This window comes from Caldithrix abyssi DSM 13497, assembly GCF_001886815.1.
In the GTDB taxonomy this organism is placed as follows: domain Bacteria; phylum Calditrichota; class Calditrichia; order Calditrichales; family Calditrichaceae; genus Caldithrix; species Caldithrix abyssi.
This window is the reverse complement of the sequence record NZ_CP018099.1, coordinates 2,619,666-2,639,458: the sequence shown is the minus strand read 5'-3', so window position 1 is coordinate 2,639,458 and position 19,793 is coordinate 2,619,666. Positions and strand designations below refer to the sequence as shown.

Below are 19,793 nucleotides of genomic sequence, written 5' to 3'. Positions count from 1 at the left end.
TTTATTCGACTAAATCGCTTCCTTTAAAAAAATAATTGATTTCATACATGGCGGAATCGCCAGAATCGGATCCATGCACCACATTGCGCTCGATGTTCAATCCCATTTCGGCGCGAATGGTGCCCGGATCTGCCTTGCGGGGATCGGTCGCGCCCATTAATGTGCGCCAGCGATCGATGGCGTTGGGGCCTTTGAGAACCATCAACACCACCGGCCCGGAAGTCATGTATTCGATCAGACTGTGGAAAAAGGGCCTGGAACGATGGACGTAATAGAAGCCTTCGGCCTGCCGCCGGTCGAGCTGCGTCATGCGCATGCCGATGATCTTAAGACCTTCCTGTTCAATGCGTTTGATGATTTCGCCGATCAGGCCATTAGCCACCCCGTCGGGTTTAATAATTGCCAGAGTTTTGTTCATCACGTTTTCTCCTTTCGGGATAAAATTAAGCATAAAAATGAAACTCTGCTAAAAAAAGAATGGGGGAGTAAAGGGGTAGGAGAATAGTTAATTGGTTGATTAGTTGAATAGTTGATTAGTTGAATGGTTGAATGGTTGAATGGTTGAATGGTCGTCGGCCGTTATTCCGATTCCAGCCCAGGCGGGGTGCAGGGTGTGAGGGCCATTATGGGATTTCTAATTTTAAACCCTATGTGACTTCTCTGTGTTCTATAAGGTTGCTTAAAAACCTACAGAAATTGCTTTGATTGCTGGCAAGCTACATCCGTTTTCCCGCTTTCTAAAACAGATCCTTTTTAAACTCATATTGTCGGAGAGCAGCGGCCGCCTCAGCGGAGATGGGCTCAATAAGCGTGGCAATCGATTTAACCTCGGACGGTAATATTTGAGCTTTCGAAATCACCCGGAAAGTATGGTGGTCGCGCTGAAGAGGAGCGGCGTGCTCTTGTTGCACAGCAGCGATTTTTTTTAGCAGGGCTTCCACCAGTGACCGGTTGGGATTAAAAAACTCGATGTTATTAAGCCCTATTTCAGAAAAATATCTTGCAAATAGATGGCGGACGTAACCATAATGCGTGCAGCCCAATATCACAACAAATTTATTGTTTGGATAAATAGCCTGGGCAACAGCCTGTGCGACATATTTTTTTACTAACATAGAAGTATTGCGACTTTGAGAATCAAGCTCTATTTCTGATGCAAGTTTGTAGCACGAAATAGGGATGACGTGATCATTTTGAAATCCTGCCCGGAACAATAGGTTTTGATAATTGGCATTTTTTATAGTCGTTTCTGTGGCAAAAATGATGGCCGATGTGTTTTTGATATTTTTCATCTTGTTTAAAAAATCAGCGGCAAATATTTCAACAATATTCATAATCCGTTGAGCATATTGTTTGTAGAAATCGGTCTCTGAGACAATAACCGACAGCGTGTTGCAGGCAATGGCTATGATGTGTGGTGCAAAATGTTTCTGGATGCTGTGAAGTACCTGATTAAACACACGTATTTTCTCGGCCTTATCGGACATTTTATTGTAGCCTTTTTGAGCCTCGGGCAAGGCGTTGACGAAAAGGAGATCAACGTTTGGCCTGGCTTCCATTGAACGCAACGCCGCAAAAAAACGGGCGGCAACATCCATTCCGCCCAGTCCGGAGTCCGTGACGACGATTCGGAGTCTGCTCATGTTTTTTTCTCTGTCTTAATCGGTGTTTCTTTAAATAAATAGGAAATAAAGCCCGATAATACCTCGAGGGCGGAATCAATTAAAGCCTGATCCATTTCCAGGTCTGGACTGTGCAGGGCTCCCTTTCCGCCGCCGCCCATAATAAGGTACAAGCCCGGCGCTTTTTTTAAATAAAAAGAGAAATCATCGGAGCCCATCGAAGGTTTTTCGGGCATTTGTATCTGTTGTTCCAGATTTTGTTCTTGCATAAAATCATAGAATTTACGCACAAGGTTTGCATCATTAATAACTGCCGGGCAGATGGTGGGAAATTGAACGTCTATCTGAATATCAAACAATTTTGCAAAGGAGCTGGAAAAATGTTGGATATGCTTGAGGCATCTGGCCAGAACTTCGTTGTCAAGAGTCCGTAAAGTTCCCCATAAAAATATTTTATCCGGGATGATATTGTGTGTTTCGCCGCCGTTAATGGAGCCGAAAGCAAAGGCCACAGCATCCCTGACATCTGTTTTTTGTTTCACATACGATTGTAATTGAGTAATGTATTGGCCTGCAACGTTGATTAAATCCACGGATTCAAAAGGTCTGGACGTATGTCCGCCAGGGCCTTTGAGTAAAATTTTAACCGAGGTTGAGGAAGCCTGCACCGCTCCCCTGAACAATGAAAAAGTACCAACGGGCGTCTGAGGCTGGGTGTGAACGGTTAAAATGCCCTTCACATCCTGCCAGATGTTTTCCGCCAATACTTTTTCAGCGCCGCCTGGAGCCGCTTCTTCGCCAGGCTGAAATATGACGCGTAATCTGCCGCCCGTTTTTTGCGGTTTTTCGGAGAAATATTTTAATAGACCGAGGCCGATCGTCGTATGATAGTCATGTCCACAGGCGTGCATTACACCGCGGTTGTGGGAAATAACGGAATGGGCCGGATTCTCTTCAATGGGCAGGGCGTCGATCTCCGCTCTGTAGGCAACCACAGGGCCGCCGGAGCCCACGTCTGCATAGCCGCCAGTCTCCAGGTTTTTAAAGCGCCGAAAGGTGATTCCCCAGTTTTTCAACGTTCTGGCAATAAATTGCGTGGTATGATGTTCTTTAAAGGATAACTCCGGATTTTGGTGAAGATATTGCCATAACTGGTAAAGATTTTCGGAATTAATCATATTCTATCCAATTGAATTGTACAGTGAAAATTAATAAGAAAAGGCTGCCATTAAAAGACAGCCTTTTTCTTTATAATTAAAAATCAATGGCAATTGAGAAGCGTTGAACATTATTTAATCTGCCATAGTCCACATAGGCATAATCGAGGATTAGATTAAAGGCGCCGTGTATTTTATAATGGATACCGCCTCCCAGAGACAACCCGCCTTCAAAATCCTGTACGCCGATTCCTTTATATCCTGCTCTTAAAAAGACGGATTTTCGCAAACCATATTCAGCACCAATGTTGAGATATTCATTAAAATCATTGGGCGAGACGCCATCGATACTAAATATAACGGTATGGAAATCAGATTTAATAACATCATAAGCGAATCCAACTCGAAAGCTTATGGGGAGGTCAAATTTTTCAGTGTTTAATTTTGCGATGATATTTTCGTTATTTCCTTTTAAGTTTGGATCAACGTCTTTAAAGGTGAGAAGGTCTTTACCGTCCATTCTCATCTTGCCGCCATAATTGGAGATGGCCATACCCAACCTGAGCCTGGGAAGGGTAGTTTGGTAGGTAATACCGAGATCAAAAGCAACCGTAGAGGCGGTTTCATGCCAGATTTGTTCGTGAACATATTTGGCAGTAACTCCAAAGGCAAAACGTTCGGTCATATTGCGGGCGTAGCTAATTCCCATTGCAATACTACTTGCTGAAAATAATTCGCCGGTGCCTTCGGGTTCATATTCGGTTCGTACGATCATATCTCCCATGGTTAGGCCAGCATAAAATAAACCGAACGTACCCAAATTTTGCATGGGCACAACAATACCAGCAAAGTCATATTTAATATCGGCCAGCCAGTTTGTACGGATCAACATAAGTTCATTGTTTGAAATGCGTGCCATACCGGCCGGATTCCAGAAAATAGCAGAAACATCATTAACGTCAGCAACATGACTTTCACCCATAGCAGAAGCTCGGGCGCCTATCCCAATTTTTAAAAACTGGGCTGCAGTGGTACCCTTTTTTGTAATTTCTCCTGCCACGCTTATTTTTAATATAAAAAATGAAAGCAGGATTACGATAATATATTTTATAACATTCATAGCGACTCCCACCTATTTAATAATTGCAAGTTTGCCAATTTTTTTACCATATTCACCGGCATCAACGTGATAGATATAAATCCCATAAGAAATCTCAAGCCCTTCTTCTGAGAGCAAATCCCAGGGCTCCATGCTGTTGAATAAAGTGCTTTCATGGTGAATTTCACGTATTAATTCCCCATTTAGAGTGTAAATCCGAATGGTGCACTTTGGCGGTAAATTGGTAAAATAGACACGACGTTCTCCACGCCCTGCGCTAAATACTGTTGGCGGCGCTACTTCAAAGCTTGATGTTACAATATAAGGATTAGGAATAACGGCAACATTTTGCAGAAAATCTTTTTTTGCTTTCTCTTTATTTACCGTACTTGCCAAGGTTTGAAGTTGATATGAATCATCGTTAGTAAAAGGTTTTGAGACAAAGATTTTAATAATATCACCGGGTTGCGGTAAAATGGTATCCTGTCCAGCCGGAGCATTAAAAGCAACCTGCCAAACACCTTTCGGCCTATCATTTACATAAATGATAGGAACAAGGCGATCGCCGATATCCACAATATCGTTGCCATTCCTGTCAAAAAATATAACTTCCATTTGTTCATTATCGGTAACGTTCCATACTTGAAAATTTATAGGCTTTGGACTGACAAGCACAGAGGTATCCGCTACGTAAGAGAAAAACCGGACCTCCATATCCTTGGGTATGCGTACTCCGCCGCTATAAAGGCTAATATCTAAACTTAAGTTGCTTTTACTATTTTCAAGCCATCCAGATAAAGAATCGACAATAAAAATTCCTGGTTCATCATAAATAAAACCGATTAATCCATCGAACAGAATCGGTTGGCCATTTAATTGATTAAAATTGTTTATAACAGTATCGCCGGTAGCAGCATTAATAATAGAAACAGAGGTGGTTATATTTTCCCCGGCATTTACTATTATATCATAAGTATTATTAACTATTTTTTGTGGATCCAGCACATTAAATTTAAGCGTAGCGGTAGAAATACCTTCAATGTGATTAACGTTTACCTGTGCATTTTCGAATCCAGGAACTCTTGGTGTGGGCATTACACTCACCATGTTCTGTCCTGGAAATTTACCCGATTCGACTGGCAAAACACCTTTAGAGGGATATCCAGAATCATACGCAGTAACAGCATAATAATAAGTTACTCCATTAATGACGTTTTTATCCGTAAAAGTATGAACTAAGCCAGAATTATTACCTAAATAAAACTTCACACCATCTTTATCATATGGGAATAAACCGCTCACATCATCAATCTTGTCAAACTGAGCAAGAGGTTTAAACCCAATCTCCTTACCAAAGGCATCTGTAATTATAGGTCCCCAGGTTTGTCCTTTATCTGTACTTTTATATATTTTGTAGCCTTGAAAGTCGTATGCCTGGAAAAACTCATCAAAAGATTGTTCAGAACTTGTATCCCAATACAGGGTAACCTCGCCATCGCCAGGCACGGCCGTTACAATGGGAGGATCCGGAGCCTTGGTAAACTTATAATTTAAATCATAAATCTCTTGTGCAATATCAGCATTCGAATACAGATCGTCCCGGCCTTTGCCCATAATAATTGCTATTGAGAATCTCACCTTTTCTCCAGGATCGAGAGAAAAATAACCACTTCCAAAAAGGAATACGTTGTCTTTTTCTTGAGCGATGTCTGTAAATGTTCCGGGTTTAAGTAAATCCCACATCACATCATCAAAAGCAGGCGTACCGCCGGCAGTGCCATATATAGGAGCAGCCATACTGGTTAAACCCAGTTGATTTCCAAGCGAATCTTTTGGACTCTCAAGAAACTTAAAACCAAGCCATCCTAATTCTTCATAAGGTATGCCATAGTCATTACTTGAGCCTGGCTTATCGTAAGAATAGACCATATTATAATCTTTATCAAACCCTGCATAATCATCGCTAAAGTCGCCAGGGCCGCCAATATGTGGATCACCGAACATGCCGGCAACCACTTTATCCAACCGTTTATCGCTTACATTTTCAATTTCAATTATATAAAAGATGATATCTTCGGCGAGTGATGCGGAAAATTGCATTAACCGACAATTTAATTGAATTCCAAGGCCTCGACGCGAGGAATCATTTATAAAAGGATAATATTCGAATTCATCGTTATCTCGATCATCCATCACCCAAAACGCTTCGAGGTCTGCAGAAATTTTACCGAGGCCATCAATCCCGGGCCATAAAAATTTGTCAAGGTCTGAAGTAAAATCAGGATTGAAAAATGGATTGGTTGTGGAGACTGTGAGCGGCCATGAATCAGGATTGTTACTCATTGCAGGAGTTGGCGAATTAGTGTTTAAGTATTGAGGCAAAGGTTGCCAACCCCAAACTTTTCCGCTGGGAGAACGATCTCCGCCATCAATGAGCGCCTCCGAAATTATGGGAATGGTATCGCCATGTATGTCTACCACTAATGCGCCAATGATTGGCCCAAATTCATAAGCGTATCCGTGTCCGCTTTCTTTTGGCCATTCAATAGAAGGTTCTGTATTGGGGCGACCAACTGATCCATAATTATAAAAAACAGTACGTATCTTATTCCCATCCATAACCCCTTCACGTCGATCTGCCGCCCCTGTTGATTTAAGCAACTGAACACGGTGATTCCATTTTTCCCACTTATCCCACTCCTCCTGGGTCCAATATTTCATTTTTTTAGGCGGGGTTTGCGCAAAACTTTGAATATTTAAGCATGTTAAGATAAGATAGATCAACACATATGAAAACATGTTGAAAATTTTTATGCTGAGCTTCATGAATTCCTCCCAAATTAAAAGCTATACTCAATTCCGAGAAAAATTTGACGCGGTTTATAAAACCAATGGGGGCGTCTTTGCCAGTCTGGGTCAAATTCTCCACCATATAAACCTAAACCGTAAGTAGCTCTTCCTGTAGCATCCCAAACGTATTTTTCATTTAGACGATCAAATAAGTTGTATATTTTACCATAAACAGAAAAGATAAAACTATTATTACCCATGTTAATTGCAAAGGATTTTTTTGCATATAAATCGAAATTAATGATGGGAATTTTCCGGGCGCTATTTTCTTCTGCAATTCTTACAATTTCATTAGCTCCCTGGGGAGTGTAAGGATAGCCCGATTCTATGCGGCCGATCATACTAATCATCCAGTTATTCGGCTGACCTATACTTCCATTGAGTCGCAAAGTGTGAGGTTGATCCCAATCTAAAGGAACAATTTTTTTCAAATTCTCTATTTTTAATCGATAATTTCTAACGCGTTGGGTGGGGTTGGATTCGTTGCCTTCCGCAATCTGATAGGTGTAATCGATAGCGGCCGAAAAGAAAGAAGTAAAACGTTTTTCCAAACTAAAATTAATGCCTCTTACGCGACCATAATCCCGATTTACAAAGATACCATAAGCATCTGTATTAGGTAAAATAACAATGTCCTGTCCTATGATATTTCGCATATCACGTTGATAAATTTTAAAAAAAGCAACCATATCCCGCGTTATTTGTTGCTCAACACCTATTTCGTAACTAATCGTTTTTTGTGGTTTTAGCCCTGGATTTCCCATACTTGTTTGAATCAATCCTGGCTTAACCTTGTTTTCATAATCCTGGTATAAATAGGTGTAAGGCGGAAGCTGGAAAAAATGGCCATAAGAGAAAAATAATTTCCCGTTGGAAGAAATGGGGAAGGCAAAAGCGATCCTGGGACTTATTTGATACGTAGGATCGGCTTTTTTGTACCAGTAGGTTTGCCGTTCCGCAAGCGTCACTTCAGGCTCGCCAGGATCTTTAATCCCATTGTTTTCGGTGCCATCCGGATCATTGGTGTTGGGAATCCCGTCTGTACCGTAATCTTTCCAGATATTTTCATTTTTAATAGGGTTCGTGATATCGGGATCGGTTGGGTCACGTAATACCCGACCATTGGGATCAAAGTAATCGAACCGAATACCCAGGTTTACAACCATGTCTTTAAATTCCATTTTATCCTGAATATAAAAGGCAAATTCGGTAGGCTTACGATTCCATTTGTCATTTGTGTATCCCTCTAAAATGATGGTATTGCCAGGGATTCCATCTCCATTATCGTCACGAGCATCATTCCAGTTACCGTTGCGGTCAATATCCGTAAATGGCTCGCCAACATCCCAAACACCATTGTTATTGGAATCCACAAATGGCTCTGCTCGACGATCTACACTAAGGTAATAGGAATGATTGAATAAAGAGAGACGTTTTAATTCAACTCCTGTTTTTATTTCATGATTCTTAAACAATTGTGAAGTTAAGTCAAATTTAATCGTATATTGTTTTTGATTACTAAATTGTCTAAAATTATCGGTACCTCCTGGATAAAAATATTGTCCCGCGCTGTAACCATTCCAGACATATTTAAGGGAATAAATGTCTTTGTCAAGATAGCGTTTGTAGTCTTTATCCAGATAACCTAAAGCAACGGAATAATAGGCAAATTTGGAGAATTGATGAGTTATTTTTCCTATAAATTGCAAAGCCGTTTTATATTGCCATGGAATGCCGTCAGGTACTTTACTGCGCGTATGATTGTACTCCTGATATTTCCGGTTTTCGTAAATGGTCGTTAAATAAAAATTTATTGAATTCGTAACTTTCCATTTTAATTTGTTTTGAATATTATATTTTTTGTTTGAATTAAGGGAGACAAAGGCGCCATCTCCCGTTTGTATGGAATCTGCGATATCGGTAGGGGTGTGAATTCGTTGTCCGTAAAGATATCCTTTGTCATCGAAATATCTCGCTGAAACATTAAATGATAGCCTGTTCCTTAAGATAGGGCCAGATAGGCTGGCCTCTATTTCAGAGGTATTAAAGGGATCGATATTATTAATTTCCGAAAGAAAATATTTACTATTTGAAGAACTGGTAACAATATCGCCGGTTTGAAAGGAAAGATTCCCACTAAAGTTATTGCCCCCCTCTTTGGTAACAATGTTTACGATTCCTGACATGGCCTGCCCATATTCTGCGCTAAATGACCCGGTAATTAATGATAATTCCTGAATGGCATTGGTTGAAATATCTATAGCTGATGTGCCGCCATGGATGGCATCTGTAACGGTAATTCCATCAATAATATAGGCAACTTCGCTACTACGACCGCCTCTAAAGTGCAATGAACCTTCGGGGCCAACGTTAACTCCCGCCTTGGTTTGCGCAATTTGTTCGAAGGATTCTATAGGGGCCATCTCTATCTCTTTTGCTCCAACTACAGATGCCGTAGCTGTAGCATCTTGTTGTATGAGTGGTCTTTCTGCAATAACTATAATTTCTTCCCCTTCAAAACTTGCTTCAGATAGCTTGAAGTTTATTTTGGTGGTTAAATCGACTTTTACAGTTACATTTTGAATCTCTTGTGTAACATACCCAACATAAATAGCTTGTAACGTATATACTCCAGGAGGGATATTGAGTATGACATAATAGCCATCAATATCTGTTGCGCCCCCCATTTGTGTACCTTTTATTATTATATTACAACCAGATAGAGGTTCGCCGGTATTTTTATCAACGACTCTTCCTGCTATCTTTCCGGTTGTACCCGAAAAAAGATAGCCTGCGAGCGCAATTATAAGAAAGAGTATTCTGATTAACTTTTTATGCATGAATTACTCCTCCAGAAAATTTAAAATGATTTTTTAAGCTTTGTTTCATCGGACAAAGCATTTGGTCTTTTTTAGTCTACCTAAAATGGAAATTTTCTATGATTATAGATCTAATTGTTTTAATTTTACTTCTGAATAAAACCTTCATAATCTACTTTATTCGCTGCCAATTCAATTTTATGGGGAATACAGGCTTTCCGCCTAATTTAATTAGAGTAAAATCACCAATTTTTTAAAAAAAAAGGGAGAAAGATTCTCCCTTTTTTAATTGAATAAAAGTTTATTTCATTAATGTCATCTTTTTAGAAAGTGTATGGTTCCCGGCTTTTAAAATATACAAATATACGCCGCTTGCCATAGGAGTACCTTTGTTATCAGTACCGTCCCAGGTAACTACGTGCGTCCCAGAAGGCATTATTTCGTTGATTAAGGTTTTTACTTCTCTTCCCATCATATCGTAAATTTTTAATGTTATTTTTTCTGTAGAAGGTATCGTAAATGAAATCGTTGTGCTTGGATTAAATGGATTAGGATAGTTTTGTTTTAAAGTATATGTTTTAAGAACCTTTTGACCGGGATTCAGTTCAAATCCTGTTACGCCATTTCCTTCAATCATTACAATCCAGTTTTGCAAGGAATCACCATCTTCGTAAGCAATTAAGAGCTCAGGTTCTCCATTTCCGTTTAAATCATTGCTTGTCGTTCCCCCTTGTTTAATACAGAAATTATCGCCGGGGAAGGAGACCGAATAAACTCTTGTACCGCCGCTGGGTATGGTATCCTGAAAAACGCGCTCATAAGTATAACTTGCAGAGTCCGCAATGTCGCCGCTACCATTATATTCAATTCGGTCAACAGCGCCTGAATAGTTGCCACCCATAAATATATCAACCTTACCGTCGCCGTCATAATCTCCAGCAGTAAGTCCTCGGCAACCGGCTGGGTTCACCATAGCTATTTCTACCTCATTCGAAGAATTCATCGATGCCAGATCCGCTACGCCACGCAACATTCTTAAAGCGCCAGAGGTATGTCCCCACAGTAATTCATTCGTTCCATCGCCATCAACGTCTGCCTGCACCACCGCCTGAATCGTCCAAGCGTCCAGAGTGGGAGTATCCATATAATATAATTGATATTGATCAGCGCCAGTGGCCTCGTAAAAAGTATGGTTGTCAGTCGAGAAATAGGCTTCCAAATTTCCGTCGTTGTCAATATCGGTAATATCTGCAGAATAAACGCTTCCCCAATCACCAGTGGTATCAATCATTTCAATTTTAAACTGTGTAAACTCACCGGCAAACCCGCCGTCTAAAGAGAATATCATCAATGCATCATTAGTACTGGCATCACTAAAGGCCCTGAAAGCAACGGCCACTTCTTCTACACCGTCGCCATCAATATCGTCAGCAGCCATGGCAGATGGACGTGTATTAGAGCCGGGGCCAGATTCTGCCGTCCAGATGGCTGTTGGTTCTGTTGGATAGGTATTCTGCCCAAACTCAAAAATATAAATAACGGTAGGGCTTACATCCGGAGCGGGGTAGTCGCTGCCGCTTGGCATGCCTAATGTAATTTCTTGATCGCCATCCCCATCAAGATCGGTTACGGCCATTGTCGGAAAGCTTGCGCCTCCTGTTTTTAGGCTGGTATCTGCCCAGCTCCACATCAATTCAAAATTACCTGAAGTCGGATTCCATTCATAAATAAAAAGGGAATGTCCATCTCCCCAGCCAGCGCCACTTGGTCCGTTAGGACATGAGTTATCCGCTACCACAATAAATTCAAGATTCTGATCTTTGTCCAGATCGAAGCCAGCATGTACTTCATCGGCTACAATTGGCCAGTGCGTTGCATTTTCGAAAGCATTTCGCTCAAAAATCTTTGCATAGCCATCTGCAATAATTTCGCCGTTCTGGGCAAATGCTGGAAAGGCAAACGCTAACATAAGAATGGATAGAGTTAGAATGGTAAATAATTTGTTCATAAGACCCCCTGTAAGTTTGTTGGTATTTGGTTGGTTATAAATAAATAAAAAGGAAAGTTTTCGCAGGTGATTAATAAAAATTTTAAATAAAATCATTTATTTAACTTATTTTTATAATCTTTTTTTAAAAATAATAAGAGATATTTTAAATGTCAAGAAGTTTTTATTTTTTAGTCGATTTAATTATTACAATAGTTTAAATGTATTTAAAATTTATGCTTAAAATTTTATTTGATACACTATGTGAATATTATTTCGTTGAGTACAAAGGAGGATTTTTTACATAACAAAGAATTAGATAAAATGCCATGAATGTATCTGAATTTTTGGGGTAAAAAATCTTCGAACATAAATGAGTTCAGTATATAAACCACGAATTTCACGAAGGACACGAATATATTTTATGTAATTTAAATCATAATAGTCCCATTTAATGGAATTCGATAATAATACCTTTTTAGAGTGTAGTCATAAATAAAATTAAACTATTTCTAATCGTTCTTATTCTCAAACTTAAAATAAAGTTTTTATATTGATGTGTTCTAACAAAGTGAGAAATACATTATTTTGCAGTTATGCAGAAAAATGGCCTGAGAAGTAATTATCATACCATATCAAAACCAGTTAGGACCATTATAAAGCATCCGCGATTTTTTTCGCTAATTCCCTGAACGTCTCTGGCGAATCAACGCGCGTCCATTGGATGCGTTGATCGGCGCGAAACCAGGTGAGCTGCCGTTTGGCGTAGCGCCGCGTATTGCGTTTAATCTGTTCCACCATCTCTTCATAAGATAACCGATTCTGAAGATAGGCGATGGTTTCTTTGTAGCCAACGGTTTTCAGAGCATTTAATTGTGGGCTGTAACCTTTTCCCAGCAGCGTTTTAACTTCATCGATCAGTCCTTCTGCCAGCATCTGGTCCACGCGTTCATTGATGCGCTGATAAAGGGCCTTGCGCTCCATATCCAGCCCCCAGAAAGCGGGCTTAAAATCCGCCGCTTCCGGTTTTTGTTGATGGAAGTAAGAAAACGGTTTGCCGGTTACAAAATACACTTCCAGGCTGCGTAAAATGCGCTGCCGATCATTCGGGCTGATTTTGGCGGCGTAAACAGGATCGATCTTTTTTAAATCGTCGTACAGCGCTCTTAAACCATCACGTTCAAGACGTTCATTGAGCTGCTGTCGAATTTTTTCATCTTTAGCATCCAGTTCAAAAATGCCGTCAACCAGCGCTTTAATGTAAAAACCGGAGCCGCCAACCACCAGCGGGACGCTTCCTCTGACAAAGATATCCTGAATCGCTGCTCGGGCATCCTTTCCGAAAAGCCCGGCGCTGTAGTATTCATCCGGATCGCAGATATCGATAAAATGGTGGGTAACCCGCCGCCGAAACTCCGCTTCCGGCTTGGCCGTTCCTATATCCATAAAACGGTAAATCTGACGCGAATCGGCCGAGATAATTTCTACCTTTATTTTTTCTGCAAGCAGCGCTGAAAGAAAGGTTTTGCCGATGGCCGTAGGCCCGACGATAAAATGAACAACGCGCTTCATGCTTACGTGATCCGTTTAAATTTGCGATCCAGTTCTTCCAGGTCGATGGTCACAATGACCGGCCGCCCGTGGGGGCAAAAGAAGGGTGTTTCGCAGGCGAAAAGCTGATCCACCAGGTTTTGCATTTCGGCCTGAGTCAGTTTTTCGCCCGATTTAACGGCGTTTTTACAGGCGTAGGCCGCGGCTACTTTGTGCAGATGGTCAAAATCGTGCAGCGGTTCGTTCCTGTAGTAATCGATAATATCCAGCAGTATTTGCGATTCGCGGCCGACTTTTACGTCGGCGGGCATGGCTTCTATCACAATGGTCGTTCCGCTGAATACCTTAATGCTGAAGCCAATTTTGTTCAGAACTTCATGGATCTCTTTAAAAACCATGAAGTCATCGTAATTCAAGGTGAGTTTTTGTGGGAAGAGTAATTTCTGGCCGGCGCCCAGTCCCTCTTTTTGCAAGACTTTTAGAATTCGTTCAAAGATGATGCGTTCGTGCGCCACATGCTGATCGATGATCACCATGCCGCTTTTGATCTCTGAAATGATGTAGCGATTATGCAGCTGCCAGAACTGAACGTCGCCGGCAAAAGGGGACTGCGTACCGGGCGAAGGAGGAAGCATCTCATTTTGCGTTTCGTTTTTGTCGGTTTTACCGCTCTGGTCAGATGGCGTTTCCGCCTCAAAATAAGTCAGGCTCAACTGCGCGCCCGCGCCGTAGCGGCCCATGTAGCGCTTTTTGTGGCGCATCTCTTTAATAATTTGCCGCGGCTCATCGGCTTTATCGATAACCTGTTTTAAGGCGCTGCCTTCGGGCGTGGTGGAAAATTCAGGGATGACTCCTTCGTCGCTCAAAACTTTGCGCACGGTGCTGATCACAAAATAGTAAATGCTTCTTTCATTAGAAAAACGCACTTCCATTTTGGTGGGGTGGACGTTTACATCCACCAGCCCCGCATCCATTTCCAAGTACAGGCAGTAGATGGGATATTCGCCGCTGCCGATTAGGTTGCCGTAAGCCTGATAAATGGCATGGTTCAAAGCGCGGTCCTGGATGGGGCGGCCGTTTAAAAACAAAAACTGCATGCCGCGCGACTTGCGCACCACATCCGGTCGACTGACAAAGCCGTGCAATTCAATGCCGCCCAGGCTGGCTGAAACTTTGAGCAGCCCGCGAAAGATGCTGGCGCCCAAAACCTGTTTGACGCGCTCGCCTATGTCGCTTTGTTTTAAATTGTAGATTTCGCGACCGTCAATGGTTAGTTCAAAGGCGATGTTCGGATAGGCCAGGAAAAAACGTTTTACCACGTTCAGGATTTGCTGCACTTCGGCGTTTACCGAGCGCAAAAACTGGCGACGGGCCGGTGTGTTGAAAAATAGATTGCGAATGCTGACGCTCGTTCCAACATTGGCCGCCGTTTTTTTTATGCGCCCCTCTTTACCGCCGTTCAAGATAAAAATGGTGCCCATTTTGTCTTCGGCGCGACGCGTTTTAACCTCCACCTGCGAAACCGAAGCAATGCTCGGCAGGGCTTCGCCGCGAAAGCCGAGCGTTTCAATACGATCCAGGTCGTCCTGCGAACGAATTTTGCTGGTGGCGTGGCGCTCAAAGGCCAGGGGCAGGTCTTCTTCGCTCATTCCAATGCCGTTGTCAATTACCTGAATCAGTTTCTTGCCGCCCTCTTCAATAAAGATGCGAATGGCCGTTGCTTCTGCGTCGATGGCGTTTTCGATGAGTTCTTTTACCACCGAAGCCGGACGCTCTACCACTTCGCCCGCGGCGATTTTGTTGGCCAGATTTTCCGGAAGTATTTGAATTTTATTTGATTTTGCTGTCATAACTTTCCACGTTTTTGTTTTGTTGAATATAAAAAAAATTGCCTTGTGAAAAAAGAAAACTAACCGTCGAAGTGGTTTTAATCGATTTGCATGATGAATTTTTTTCTGAATTAAATGTAGCTGTGTACAGTTATTTTGATTAAGGATTTACACTGATAGTGTTTTAATAACTAATCCGTGTTTATCCGTTTCATCCGCGTTATCCGTGTCCTATTCCTCTGATCCGCTTTTATCTTTGAAACAATCTCTCATTTTCTGCCAAAAACAATCCCTAATTTTCGCATGCGGTGGCGCAGGGTATTGGGATGAATGCCCAGAATCTCCGCCGCGCCGCCTTTGCCGTTGATCCGGCCATTGGTTTTAGACAGCACCCGGCGAATGTAGTCGGCGGTCATGGCGTCCAGCGTTCTCCATTCTTCATCCGCAGCATGTGCCGCGGGAGTGTGAACCGACGTTTGCAGCAAATCGTCAAAACGCAGCGGGCCTTCGGGATTAAGGATTAAAGCTCTCTCCACCACGTTTTCCAGCTCGCGCACATTGCCCGGCCAGTGGTAAGCAGTCAGTCTGTCCACGGCGTCGGCGGCTAGGTGGGGCGTGCCCGGTAGTTTGAGCTCTCTGGATTTCTTGCTGATAAAATACTGGGCCAGCGCCGGAATATCGGCTACGCGCTCGCGCAGGGGAGGAATGCGGATGGGAAACACGCTGAGCCGGAAAAACAGGTCTTCGCGAAACTGGTTGTTGCGCACCATCTCCTGCAGATCGCGGTTGGTGGCGGCGATAAAGCGGATGTCCAGATGGATGGTTTTGCTGCCGCCCACACGTTCAATCTCTTTATGCTGTAACACACGCAGCAAACGCGATTGCGCCTGCAGCGGCAGTTCGCCGATTTCATCCAGAAAAATCGTGCCTTTGTCGGCTCGCTCAAAGCGGCCCCGCTTCTGAGTTAGCGCACCGGTAAAGGCGCCTTTTTCGTGTCCGAACAGTTCGCTGTCGATCAGCGAATCGGGAATGGCGCCGCAATTGACTTTTACAAAAGGCCCGTCCTTGCGCGTCGAAGAGTAGTGAATGGCATTGGCGATCACATCCTTGCCTGCGCCGGTTTCGCCCAACAACAATACCGGACTGTCCAGCGCCGCCACACGCTGCACCTGGTTCATCACCTCTTTCAATCCAAAATTGGCGCCGATGATCTCGTCGCCGGTGAGGTGGCGGATTTCCTGAAACAGGTAGCGGTTGTCGTCTTTAAGCAGGTTTTTGAGGCGCACCACCTCGTGATAGCGTAGCGTATTGGAGAGCGCGATGACAAAGGGCTCTTTTAGCAAAGCGATCCAGTCCACCTGTTCCTGAGAGAATACTTCATTTTCCGAAATCAGAGTCAGGGAACCAACGTACCGTTCCCCCACATTCAGCGGCAGAACGATGAACGAACTTGCCGCGATGCCGTGGAAGCGAAACATTTCCTGGTAAATGCGCGGAGTATGATCGTTGACCAGATAAAGGTGTGGCTGTGCCTGCTGAAGACGTATTCTTTCTTCAATCTGATGTTGCGCTTCACGGGACAGGGGGGTGAGAAAATCCACTTCCTTTGCTCCATCCGGCGAAGCCATGGCAATGGTGCGCACAGCTTTTAATCTTTTTTCGTAGAGCTGAAGCGACATGCGGTCCACAGGCATTTCTTCTCGCAAAAATTGCAACACGGAATGTAGGGCTTGTTCAATTTCGAGATTGCCGCAGATGCGCAGTGTGGCCTCCCGGAAGAATTGATTTTTATCCATGACAGATTTCCGTAATGGTTGTGTTTTCTGATATGTAAATATGTATGATATTACCGTATTTGTCAATTATAATTATTTTTTTGAACACGGATTGCACGGATTTACGCGGATATTTTTTTAATAAATAATCCGTGTCCATCCGTTTCATCCGCGTTATCTGTGTGCAATTTTTTGAACACAGATTTGACGGATGGCACGGATTTGTGCGGATATTTTTTAATAACTAATCCGTGTTTATCCGTTTCATCCGCGTTATCTGTGTGCTATCCTTTTCGAACACGGATTAGACAGATTACACGGATTTGTGCGGATATTTTTTAATAACTAATCCGTGTCCATCCGTTTCATCCGCGCTATCCGTGTCCTATTTTTTGAACACGGATTTTTAACAAAACATGATATTATCAAATACGGTAAAAATGACCATGACTACCATATTTGTCAATTTGTATTATCATATTTGGTGAGCCCTCTTTCGAACAAAATTATAAAAAGCTGTTTTTTAAGAAGTTACAAAAACGGCACGGTTTTAGCCTGTAAATAAAAGCAGAACATTAAAAAAATGAAAGGACAGAATGACGCGCCTGGAAATTATTGAAATACGCACAACGGGAAATAACCGGGACGATCTGGAAAGATTTCTAAAAAACTGGCAGGCAGAGGTAAAGGCGAAAGTAAAAACAGCCTCGGTTAAAATATACCAACAGGCGGGATTGGAAACCGATTACAGCGTTCACCTGCGCTACGACCCGGACACAACAGAAACAGAATACCGCGTTCTGGGCGAGCGCCTTGTCTCAGATTTAAAGGAATTTGGTTTGGTGAACCATACGGTTTGGATGGAAAAAAACTTTTTGTAAATAAGGAATCTTGCAATGGAAACATTTAAAAGAAAGCTGATAACCAGACTAAACTATTTTCCAGATTCTTTGCCTGCTCAGAAAGGCAGACGTTTTAAAATTTAACTTACTGCAGGCAACAATTTATTTCCGCTTTCGTACAGTCAAAAAATTCGGTTGATTTGAGAATGAAATGAGAGTTCAGGAGAATACGACAATGAAAGAATTCAAACATTTGATCATTGGATTAATTTTCCAGCTTGCATGGAGCATGGGAACGGGCCATGCCGCCGATGTCATCCACTATGACCTGCACATTGTGCCTGACTTTCCGAGCCGCACCGTAAACCTGACGGCTGCCATCCAAATCGACAATGCGCAGCTTGAGCGCCACTTTGTGTTCGGACTGAATAATGCCTACGATTCGGTTAAAGTTAGCGCGGCAGCCTCCGCGGTCGCGGTTGAGCGGAAGCGCGGCCGGATAGTGGTGACCGTTGAACAGCCGGCGCGTGATTTAATCTTAACTTTTAAGCTAAATGGCTTAACGGGAAATAGTAATGACGAAGGCCGGGCTGTGGTAACGGACAGCAGCCTGTTTCTGCTCTGGTCGGATCGTTTTTATCCGATTGTTTATGACGACTGGGCAACGGTTGCCACCACCATTGTGCTGCCCGACGGATTTTCGGCCATAGCCCCGGGAAAGATGGCGCACGTTTTAAGCGGCGGCGATAAAACGACTTACGTTTTTGAGACCGGCCATCCCACGGTCTGTTTTTCCGTGCTGGCTGACCGGCGATGGATTCACACGCAGCGAACCATTAACAACATTCCGATGCACACCTTTTTGTATCCGGAAAGCCAGCATTTTGCGGAACAGATTTTAAAATCCAGCGCGGAAATTCTGGCCTTTTATGCCGACTACTACGGCCCGTACGGTTTTGATCAATTCAGCTTTGTAACCATTGAAGGCATAAACGCCCGACGCGCTTTCCCCGGTTTTATTGGCTACAGTCCGCGGTATCTGGAAAAAGAGTTCACCACAACCGGACATGACGCCCACGAGACCGCGCTGCTGTGGTGGTTTTACACCTTACGCGGTTCCGGTCCCGGCGCCTTCCAGTGGACGGAAGGTTTCGGCGACTATGCCGAATTTTTATACGACGAAGCATTCGGCAAACCGATTCCGTCCATATTCCGCTATTTTCGTGAGCAGTATCTGAACAGCAAACCGTCGGAAGATGTTGCCTACCATAAACTCAACGGCGCCACGCCGCAAAAAATCGTGCACGGCAAGTATCCCTGGCTAATGCATTTAATTCGTTTTGTGGTTGGGGATGAGGTTTTTCGTAATAGCATGCGCCTGTTGTTCGACCGGTACCGTTTCCGCACCTTTTCCATGCAGGAGTTCATCAAGACGATGGAGGAGGGGAGTGGGCAGTCGCTGCAGTGGTGGCGGAAAGACTGGTTGCAGCAAAAGGGCGCGCCTGCCGTTGCGATGCGCTATGATGTTGGCAAAAGCGGCGATCGGTTTATCACAACGGTCATCCTGGAGCAATCCGATCCGCCGCGTTACCTGCCGCTTGAGGTGGGACTGGAAACAGAGAACGACATGCGTCTGGAAAAGATTCTATTAACCGGCAAAGTCGTGAAAAGAGTCTTTAAAACGGATAAAAAACCAAAGCGCGTTATTCTTGATCCCAACCGGTGGCTGCTGGCAAAAAAGAAGACCGTAACGCCATGAGTTAATGTGTGTTTCTGCGAGAGATATTTCGAAAACAAAAATAAATACAAATAACAAAAACGGAGCGGACAAATGAAACAATTAAACTATTTTCAAATCCTGTGCCTGTTCTGGGCGGCGCTGGGCATCGGCTCGCGTGTTTTAATGGCGGTCATGGGCAACCGCTGGAAAGAATGGGAACTTAACAGCGCTTACCGTGAAGAAAAACCAAAGTGGCTCTATGCCGTGGGAGTTTTGGGGCTGGCGCTCATTGCTTACACCTGGTATGCGGTATTTTCGTTTGAAATCGCTTACAGCTGGATTATCGCCGCGCTGGTGTCTGTCACGGCCATCAAAATCTACATGGTGTTGTTCCGTTACAGCCAGTTTCGGGAGTTTGTGGTCAGGATTCTAAACGACCGCAGGCGCATGCGTCAACTGAACGTCGCCGTGCTCATCTATTCGGCCCTGTGCATTGCCATGGCCTTCTTTTTGTATAATTGAATTGCCTGGATTGATTTAAA

Annotated in this window: 13 protein-coding genes; 3 read left to right on the top strand and 10 right to left on the bottom strand. The window is 43.3% G+C overall.

Annotated features, from left to right (window positions below):
- Position 1: 1 nt before the first annotated feature.
- The 10 genes from ndk to Cabys_RS10205 form a co-directional block, all read right to left on the bottom strand.
- A complete protein-coding gene (gene ndk, locus Cabys_RS10250) occupies positions 2-418 on the bottom strand; it encodes a nucleoside-diphosphate kinase (RefSeq protein ID WP_006930299.1) in 417 nt (138 codons plus the stop codon).
- A 319-nt stretch (positions 419-737) separates the two neighbouring features.
- A complete protein-coding gene (locus tag Cabys_RS10245; protein WP_169313660.1) occupies positions 738-1,598 on the bottom strand; it encodes an aspartate/glutamate racemase family protein in 861 nt (286 codons plus the stop codon).
- 41 nt (positions 1,599-1,639) lie between these two features.
- Positions 1,640-2,800, bottom strand: a complete 1,161-nt coding sequence (locus Cabys_RS10240) for a M20 metallopeptidase family protein (protein ID WP_006930297.1) — start codon at positions 2,798-2,800, stop codon at positions 1,640-1,642.
- A 76-nt stretch (positions 2,801-2,876) separates the two neighbouring features.
- Entirely contained in the window at positions 2,877-3,899 is a 1,023-nt protein-coding gene (locus Cabys_RS10235) for a PorV/PorQ family protein (RefSeq protein ID WP_006930296.1), read from the bottom strand.
- Positions 3,900-3,911: 12 nt separating this feature from the next.
- A complete protein-coding gene (locus tag Cabys_RS10230) occupies positions 3,912-6,704 on the bottom strand; it encodes a fibronectin type III domain-containing protein (protein WP_006930295.1) in 2,793 nt (930 codons plus the stop codon).
- A 14-nt stretch (positions 6,705-6,718) separates the two neighbouring features.
- Complete coding sequence (locus tag Cabys_RS10225; protein ID WP_006930294.1) at positions 6,719-9,568, bottom strand: TonB-dependent receptor; 2,850 nt, start codon at positions 9,566-9,568, stop codon at positions 6,719-6,721.
- A 280-nt stretch (positions 9,569-9,848) separates the two neighbouring features.
- Positions 9,849-11,651: an FG-GAP repeat domain-containing protein gene (locus Cabys_RS10220; RefSeq protein ID WP_006930293.1), complete on the bottom strand. Its 1,803-nt coding sequence runs from the start codon at positions 11,649-11,651 to the stop codon at positions 9,849-9,851.
- A gap of 537 nt (positions 11,652-12,188) precedes the next feature.
- A complete protein-coding gene (gene miaA / locus Cabys_RS10215) occupies positions 12,189-13,106 on the bottom strand; it encodes a tRNA (adenosine(37)-N6)-dimethylallyltransferase MiaA (RefSeq protein ID WP_006930292.1) in 918 nt (305 codons plus the stop codon).
- Positions 13,107-13,108: 2 nt separating this feature from the next.
- Entirely contained in the window at positions 13,109-14,935 is a 1,827-nt protein-coding gene (gene mutL / locus Cabys_RS10210; RefSeq protein ID WP_006930291.1) for a DNA mismatch repair endonuclease MutL, read from the bottom strand.
- 248 nt (positions 14,936-15,183) lie between these two features.
- Positions 15,184-16,710, bottom strand: coding sequence for a sigma-54 interaction domain-containing protein (locus Cabys_RS10205; protein ID WP_006930290.1), 1,527 nt, complete (start codon positions 16,708-16,710; stop codon positions 15,184-15,186).
- Positions 16,711-17,285: 575 nt separating this feature from the next.
- Between Cabys_RS10205 and Cabys_RS10200 the strand changes: the two genes are divergently transcribed.
- The 3 genes from Cabys_RS10200 (at position 17,286) to Cabys_RS10190 (ending at position 19,773) form a co-directional block, all read left to right on the top strand.
- On the top strand, positions 17,286-17,570 hold the full coding sequence (locus Cabys_RS10200) for a hypothetical protein (RefSeq protein ID WP_006930288.1): 285 nt from the start codon (positions 17,286-17,288) through the stop codon (positions 17,568-17,570).
- A gap of 196 nt (positions 17,571-17,766) precedes the next feature.
- On the top strand, positions 17,767-19,290 hold the full coding sequence (locus tag Cabys_RS10195; RefSeq protein ID WP_006930287.1) for a M1 aminopeptidase family protein: 1,524 nt from the start codon (positions 17,767-17,769) through the stop codon (positions 19,288-19,290).
- 72 nt (positions 19,291-19,362) lie between these two features.
- Positions 19,363-19,773 carry a hypothetical protein gene (locus tag Cabys_RS10190; protein WP_006930286.1) on the top strand — a complete coding sequence of 137 codons (411 nt, stop codon included), beginning with the start codon at positions 19,363-19,365 and terminating at the stop codon, positions 19,771-19,773.
- Positions 19,774-19,793: the final 20 nt, after the last annotated feature.

Bases quoted from the DNA above. Each gene is read 5' to 3' on its own strand.
- ndk (WP_006930299.1), bottom strand. From the start codon at position 418: ATGAACAAAACTCTGGCAATTATTAAACCCGACGGGGTGGCTAATGGC.
- Cabys_RS10245 (WP_169313660.1), bottom strand. From the start codon at position 1,598: ATGGATGTTGCCGCCCGTTTTTTTGCGGCGTTGCGTTCAATGGAAGCC.
- Cabys_RS10240 (WP_006930297.1), bottom strand. From the start codon at position 2,800: ATGATTAATTCCGAAAATCTTTACCAGTTATGGCAATATCTTCACCAA.
- Cabys_RS10235 (WP_006930296.1), bottom strand. From the start codon at position 3,899: ATGAATGTTATAAAATATATTATCGTAATCCTGCTTTCATTTTTTATA.
- Cabys_RS10230 (WP_006930295.1), bottom strand. From the start codon at position 6,704: ATGAAGCTCAGCATAAAAATTTTCAACATGTTTTCATATGTGTTGATC.
- Cabys_RS10225 (WP_006930294.1), bottom strand. From the start codon at position 9,568: ATGCATAAAAAGTTAATCAGAATACTCTTTCTTATAATTGCGCTCGCA.
- Cabys_RS10220 (WP_006930293.1), bottom strand. From the start codon at position 11,651: ATGATTTTATTTAAAATTTTTATTAATCACCTGCGAAAACTTTCCTTT.
- miaA (WP_006930292.1), bottom strand. From the start codon at position 13,106: ATGAAGCGCGTTGTTCATTTTATCGTCGGGCCTACGGCCATCGGCAAA.
- mutL (WP_006930291.1), bottom strand. From the start codon at position 14,935: ATGACAGCAAAATCAAATAAAATTCAAATACTTCCGGAAAATCTGGCC.
- Cabys_RS10205 (WP_006930290.1), bottom strand. From the start codon at position 16,710: ATGGATAAAAATCAATTCTTCCGGGAGGCCACACTGCGCATCTGCGGC.
- Cabys_RS10200 (WP_006930288.1), top strand. From the start codon at position 17,286: ATGACGCGCCTGGAAATTATTGAAATACGCACAACGGGAAATAACCGG.
- Cabys_RS10195 (WP_006930287.1), top strand. From the start codon at position 17,767: ATGAAAGAATTCAAACATTTGATCATTGGATTAATTTTCCAGCTTGCA.
- Cabys_RS10190 (WP_006930286.1), top strand. From the start codon at position 19,363: ATGAAACAATTAAACTATTTTCAAATCCTGTGCCTGTTCTGGGCGGCG.